General features: G+C 49.0%; 5 protein-coding genes. 2 read left to right on the forward strand and 3 right to left on the reverse strand.

Annotated features, from left to right (window positions below):
* Nucleotides 1-7 precede the first annotated feature (7 nt).
* Complete coding sequence (ulaG, locus tag HMPREF3192_RS03805) at nucleotides 8-1,075, reverse strand: L-ascorbate 6-phosphate lactonase (RefSeq protein WP_066305526.1); 1,068 nt, start codon at nucleotides 1,073-1,075, stop codon at nucleotides 8-10.
* Between the two features lie 287 nt (nucleotides 1,076-1,362).
* Between ulaG and HMPREF3192_RS03810 the strand changes: the two genes are divergently transcribed.
* Both HMPREF3192_RS03810 and HMPREF3192_RS06790 read left to right on the forward strand, forming a co-directional pair.
* A complete protein-coding gene (locus HMPREF3192_RS03810; protein ID WP_066305528.1) occupies nucleotides 1,363-2,214 on the forward strand; it encodes a DeoR/GlpR family DNA-binding transcription regulator in 852 nt (283 codons plus the stop codon).
* 331 nt (nucleotides 2,215-2,545) lie between these two features.
* Nucleotides 2,546-3,154 (forward strand): hypothetical protein, encoded by a 609-nt coding sequence (locus HMPREF3192_RS06790; protein WP_156422853.1) that lies wholly within the window; start codon nucleotides 2,546-2,548, stop codon nucleotides 3,152-3,154.
* 297 nt (nucleotides 3,155-3,451) lie between these two features.
* Here the strand turns inward: HMPREF3192_RS06790 and HMPREF3192_RS03825 are convergent, their stop codons facing one another.
* A complete protein-coding gene (locus HMPREF3192_RS03825; protein ID WP_066305532.1) occupies nucleotides 3,452-4,603 on the reverse strand; it encodes a hypothetical protein in 1,152 nt (383 codons plus the stop codon).
* Between the two features lie 211 nt (nucleotides 4,604-4,814).
* On the reverse strand, nucleotides 4,815-5,768 hold the full coding sequence (locus HMPREF3192_RS03830; RefSeq protein WP_066305538.1) for a hypothetical protein: 954 nt from the start codon (nucleotides 5,766-5,768) through the stop codon (nucleotides 4,815-4,817).
* Between the last annotated feature and the right edge of the window lie 819 nt (nucleotides 5,769-6,587).

Genomic DNA, 6,587 nt, shown 5'->3' on the forward strand with positions numbered 1-6,587 from the left:
CCTCACCTTATAAGAACGAGTCGTAGTACAGGTCGGTCTCATAATCAAAGGCATCATGAAAACCACGATCGTACATGTACTCAATATGGTCGGTGTCACCGGGGTAGTCGTAGCGGCCGCCTACCTGCCAGATGAAGGGCTTAAATTTGTACTGCATGCGGTCACGACGATACTTCCAGAGGTAGACAATCTCTTTTGGATCGGCCATGAAGTTGGTCCAGATGTCGTAGTGCGTCGGGATAATGACTTTGCACTGCAGGGCCTCAGCAACCTTGAGGACATCGGAGCTCGTGAGCTTATCGGTAATACCGATGGGGTTCTCGCCATATGCGACGCAAGCGATGTCGATCTGGTGCTCTTTGCCGTGCTTGACGTACATGTTTGAATAGTGAGAGTCGCCTGAGTGATAGACGGAGCCGCCATTAGTTTTGACCAAGTAGTTCAGCGCGAGCTCATTCATGTCGCGAACGGGCTTGCCCTTGAGCGACTCGTTGGGGTCGTCAATGGTCAAAAGCATGGTGCGGTCGAATGACTCGAGGCCGATGACCTCGACGTCCTTAACCTTGATCGACTCGTTGGGGTGAAGCACGACAACGCGCTCGGCGGGAACGCCCCATGCGATCCATTTATCGGCAACATCCTGCGGGCCAACGAAGGTAGCGTTCGGGCAATTTCTGGTTACAACCGCTGCGGTCGTTTGGTCCAGATGGTCGGAGTGCGAGTGCGTCACGCACAAAATGTCAATGTCGCGCACCTCAAATGGATCGATGACAAATGGCTGATTGCGGCGATTTGGTTGGAGGTTGCGCACACCACTCATGCGCATCATCTGGTGACCTTTTTTCATTTCACCCTTGCCAATGGTCTGCTTGCCCGTCTGGTTCCACATGTCGATAACCACATTGGTTCCCTGGTCAGACTTGATCCAAAGACCCATGTTACCGAGCCACCACATCGAGAGTGTTTTCTCGGGAATCTTGGCCGCCGCAATTTCTTCAGTCAGCCAAGTTCCCCACTCGGGAAAGGTTTTGTTTAACCAAGACTCTCTCGTGATTTCGTCAATTACACGCCCCATAGATATCCTTTCGGCCATACGATCCTTACAATTCCTGCAATCTTGCAATCGCCAAAATGTACACGCATAGACGTACATTTCTAAAACAAAAGCATGCGACTGCCCGTGCTCTAAAACACTTATTAAATTAATTATATGTGCGGATAAATATGGTGACAATATGGAGTTACGTCTCTTTTGAGCGCTTTTGGGCGAATTATTCACATATTCGCTCATTAACGTGGTACATTCGCTCATATATATGATTGTTTGCCGCTGCGAATGTTGCCAAATAAGAAGGGCATGTCATGAAGCGTTCGACTGAATTTATTAGTTCACGAAGGGGTCTTATCGAGGAAGCTCTTCGGAATGCGAGCGATTATACCTTGTCAGTTGCGCAGCTTGCCGATAAGTTCGAGGTGTCTGCAATGACCGTGCGCCGCGATCTTGATTCCCTTGCTGCCATGGGGGTGGTGACCCGCCATCACGGCTATGCCACTCTGAATAAGGACTACCAATTTAAAGATGCGCATCCTACGAACGATAGTATCGAGAAGATCAAGATATCGATCGGTCGCATGGCAGCAAATTTTGTACGCAATAAAGATACGATTTTTATTAATACGAGCTCTACCGCATTATATGCACTGGATGCGCTGCAAAAAAAGCGGGTCAACGTAGTGACAAATAACCTGCGCATTCATGAACAGATTCATAAAGATTCTCTCAATCCTGCCTCAACCGTCATTATTACGGGGGGAGAGCTTCGTCTGCCAAAGGAAGCGCTTACTGGTGAAGTTGCCGAGATGGCAGTATCGCGTGTGATTGCCAATATAGCCATCATAGGATGCTCGGGCTTTAGTCTTGCCAATGGCATAACGACAAGCAATGTGCTGGAGGCAAATATCAATCGCCTGATGATCGAACACACAAAAGGAAAAGTAGTGGTGGTGGCCGATTATCGCAAAATTTGCCACGACTCAAACTTCTTTGTTGCTGGTCGACAAGTTATCGACATGCTCATCACCGATGAATTTGCGAACCCGCAATCAATACGCGCTATAGAAAAAGCTGGCATTGAAGTCATCCAGGTCTCCGTTGATAGGAACATCTCGCAAGATCTTGTCGACACACATCACAGCGATGTGCGCCATACATAAGCTGGGGCACAAGTGGAAGGGTGAAAATTGACCGATTGACCTAAAATTTTCAAAAAGTTTTGTACGCGTTACGCGCGTGAGTATCTCAATAAATAGTTTTTCATTTTTTAGGAAATGATTTTTCCAAGATGCAGCGTGCGGCTGTGCTCGAGATCATTGATGAGGCTACGAAGGGCGGCACGGTTGACATCCATGATACGTCACTTCCAGACTTCTCGGAGGCAGTTCTGAACCGCACGCTTGGGTATGTATCGCGCGCGAACTATGCGCGCGAAAAGGGCGTGAGTTTACCGCCAAGATTCATGACATGCCATCGAGGCAGGATAACCGTGTGACCGAGTGCCAGGATGCAAGCCTCGTCTGGATGGCAAATGGCATCTGGAATTGCTCGGCAGATATGATGATGGGCTTTGACCCCGAGCTGGGGGCGCTACGCAAGAGCACGACCGTCCTCCCAGACAAGGAATCGTCTGAGTCTGTGCATGTGAAGCCCGATGGCACGCCTATCACCTTCTGGCAGTGGATTGATTCTCTCGTTCCGTATGAGGGCGGGCGCGAGCTTCTGGCCAAGCTTGCAGGAGCAACCCTTCGCAACCGCGTGAACTGGCGCTGTATGGTCACCCTGTACAACAAAACAGGGCAAACGGCAAGAGCGCGTTCCTCGACCATCTGTATGCTCAAGCAAGAAGTCCGGGTCAGAAATGATGTAGAACTGGAAAATTTCATCCCCCGCCCCGAAGTCCCCGTTTATCAGGTCGAGGTTGCGGATGGTTATGTCGTTTGCAAGCACCATGCCGCCTACCTGCCGTGCCAAGTCCTCATAGGTCTTGATGTAGTTCGAGTAGTTCATGAAAAGCCTCCTTTTTTCATGAGAACCCGGGAGCCGTCAGGCGACTTTTTTACTAAAGAGATGATTACCACCGTGAAGCGTTTGCCGTAGGCGAAAATCTGCATGAACTCCTTAGTCGTAGGCATGACAAGTTCGTTTGCTGGCGGGGCTTTTGTTATCAGGAAGTTGATAGCAATTCCATTTAGCGCTATACCGCAGGCAATGAGGTAAGAGCGAATAGTGTTACGAATGATTTTTAGCATGTGTTTTAGATACCTCCTTTTTACCTTACGCTCGGGTGCGAGTTTCTCGCACCGTGGGCGGGCTATGTTATATATAAAAAACCCCTGTCCTTGCGGGCAGGGGTTTTCTGTGTGGTAGTGCTGGGATTGGCTTTATGCAGTAGGACTATTCGTAATGTCCGGCTTGGTCGACAACCCATTTTCTACCTGTGACCTTGTTTTCGTAGTGACCACGGTCTTCAGTGTGAGTAACTGCATCGTGGTGTACGGTCTTGTACTGCGGATAGAAGGTGTAGCTTACAGGAGTATCGGCGAGAATCATTTTCTTGGAATATGCTCTTGCTTCCGCGTCACTGCAAGCAACGTGGCCGTCGCTGAAGACATATTTGATTCCGATTTCTACTTGTTCATCCCAAGCAGGTTTGTCGGTTACAGTAACGACGTTAGGAACCCACACCTTTTCGGTGGTGTTTTCCCAGTGACCCTTTTCAGGCACCCAGGTTTTAGCCTTTTCAGCAGGTTTGTTGTTTGCAGGAGCCGAAGGCTGGCTTGCAGACTTTGGAGCCTCTGTTACAGTAGCCTTTGCCTCAGTTTCAGTAGAGGCTTGTGCCTTTTCAGTGCTTTCAGCAACGTTTGCTTTCGCATCTTCTGAAAGGTGAGCGTTAGCCTTGGTGTTGGCTTCGACTTTGCCCAAGATTGCCTTTCCGGCATCACCCTTAAGGGAGTTGTCGCCGTTTTCGATGGCAGTCTTCGTTGTGTCGGCGATTTCCTTGATGTCCTTTTCAGTCACCTTGTCGGCAGGGATTGTCTTGTCAAGCTTGACGTTGACAGTCGCCTTATTCTCGGCATCGCCCTTCTTGTCAGTGGACTTGATGCTGACTGCGATTTCCTTGCTTTCCTTGGCAGGCTTTGCAATGGAACCGTCGTTGTTGATGACACCGGTTACGGTGACTTTGTATTCGCCAGGCGATACTTCGACTGTGTCGGTCTTCTTGCCTGAGTCTACGGCGTGGTAGAGGTCTACAGGCTCTTCACGCGTGTCGGTGCTCTGTACGTGGACGATAGCAGGAGTCGATGCCTCGGTTACTTTGTCGTCAGCTTCGACGTTGATGGTAACAGACGTCTTTTCAGTGTTAGCGGGAACTTCTGTGGTCATAGCAGATTTGCTGGACGCAGTATCAGCGGGTTTTGAGCCGAATACGCCAGTCATTCCGGCAACTAAGAGTGCAATTACGGCTATGATTGCGATGGCTACGGCAATCGCTGTTTTGGCGTGGTTTTCAGTCCACACTTTCATTGTGTTGATTACGTTTTTCATATTGTTTACCTCCGTGAACGATGTTCTTATATTTATGAAGCAAGTTTTTGCTTCACGCATACTCCCGCACTGTCGGTCAGACAGTGCTTTTTTCAGTAACGTACGGTGCCGCCGCGGGTCGGCACGTTTCTTTGTGTATCGGAAAAACCGAGCGCAGCGAGGGAGAGAGGCCTTTTCGAAAAACGCGAACCCGTAATCCCACTTTTGGTTGCTAGAAGGAACCCCTGTTTTGCTTTTTGAGTTCTTCGGCAGCGACTCCAGAATTATAGGCGGCTCTCGCGGCGGCGTCAGCGCCTCTGTTGATGGCTTGGCTGTTCGCCAGATTGACCACAAGATTTCCCATCTGGATGAGGTTGGAGGCTTTTTGCAGTGCAATCATCTTCTGCTGGTTGTGCAGGCACTGGTCGACCCCATTCTTGATGGATGACAGCTCTGTTATCACCTGCTCGCGGTACTTGTCCTCCTTGTAGGTCTTCACCATTTCCTTGACGGTGTCTGCCTCGTGGTTTTTTACATACTTTATGAACGCCGAACAGCAATCGATGGCGTAGTAGTCGGCTGGGTACCAAGAGGCGGTCTCATCCTGCATCGTGGCGACTATGGCATGAACCTCGTCTGCAAGTTCCTTGCGCCGCTGAATTATCGATTCATTGTTAGCCCTTATTGCTCTGTTCGCTTCGTCAGCATCACCTTGTTGCTTTGCGTTGTACTTGTCACGGATTATCTTTGCGCCTATGGATGCCACAACGAGGGCGCCGACTTTAAAGAGGGATAGATTAATGAGAAATGTTAAAAGCAGCGCCACAAGCAAAATCTTTCCAATTTTTAAAAATGTTTTGTTTTGCTTTACCTTTCCAAGCGCGAAAACGCCGACGGATGCCAGAGCGAAGATGAAGGTTACCGGATCGCCGCCGAGCAGGCAGATGAGGCCGGCGATTCCGGCGAATGCCATGCCAGAGACAAAAAGGCCGTACTCGGATTTGCCACTGATAGTATTCGTCTCGATAAGGTTTGGTGCAACCTCGTTTCGAAACTTACGCTCCAGCCCCCAGTACTGGTTGAGCTTGTTGCTGGCATCCTGTAGATACCCATTGACGACATAGAGTCCATCGAGAAGTTCTGGACCCTCGGGGTATGCGATTGATGATGAGACGCTTTCACTCATGTAATTTCCTCTTTCTTATAGAGTTTGATGAATCAGTTGCTCCGCCTAATCGTAAGGAAACACGACCTGTATAGGCAGAAAATAACCCATTCTATTTGTTATAACTCCTAATAAATGCCAATCGGTGCATGTGGATTCACTTCTCTATGAGAAGCCCGTTATAAGCAGAACAGAAACCGAAGATGAAGTCTTGGAAGTCTTGCCAACTTCATTCTTTGTCAGGAACGTCTTCTTCATAAGAGCAGCAATCCAGCTCGAATACTCCTGCTGTGTCATTACTCCGTTTGACTTGGTCTTCTTCATCGTTTCTTGCATATCTATTTCCTCCTCATCTTTCTCGAAAAACAAAAAACGGACGGCAAACCGATAGGATTTCTCCTAAAGGTTCACCGCCCGTTTTCCATTCGTGCGTTATGAACGTTGGTCGCTTTTAAGTGCTTCCCCAAACTGAAAAACAGGGTCGCTCAAGTGCGATGATCGCTCGTGAACATATCTAATTTTGTTTTATTATACCACGAGTCACGTTCGCAATCAAGACTTTTTAAGCCTCTAAACTGCTCAAACACAGGCTTGAAAACACCCATTTTTAATAACTCCCGACACAGGCAAGGCATCCAAGAAAGCCGGGCACAGAGAAGAAGGTAGAAAATATTTTTTTGAGAGCAGCGTGTGGAAAATGAGGTGCCAGTTTTCCACACCCCGCCCTTTCCCTGTGCCCAGCTCGTCTTCTTCGTGTGGCGAGCGGCGCGGCAGCGCCGTGAGGAACACGCTCTCTCTTTGTTCTTGAAATCAAAAGAGCGAGGAAGCCGTCTGGCTAAC

Origin of the sequence: Atopobium deltae, assembly GCF_001552785.1 — a bacterium.
Taxonomy (GTDB): domain Bacteria; phylum Actinomycetota; class Coriobacteriia; order Coriobacteriales; family Atopobiaceae; genus Atopobium; species Atopobium deltae.

Coding starts and splice junctions, on each gene's coding strand:
- ulaG (WP_066305526.1), bottom strand. CDS start 1,075: ATGGGGCGTGTAATTGACGAAATCACGAGAGAGTCTTGGTTAAACAAA.
- HMPREF3192_RS03810 (WP_066305528.1), top strand. CDS start 1,363: ATGAAGCGTTCGACTGAATTTATTAGTTCACGAAGGGGTCTTATCGAG.
- HMPREF3192_RS03825 (WP_066305532.1), bottom strand. CDS start 4,603: ATGAAAAACGTAATCAACACAATGAAAGTGTGGACTGAAAACCACGCC.
- HMPREF3192_RS03830 (WP_066305538.1), bottom strand. CDS start 5,768: ATGAGTGAAAGCGTCTCATCATCAATCGCATACCCCGAGGGTCCAGAA.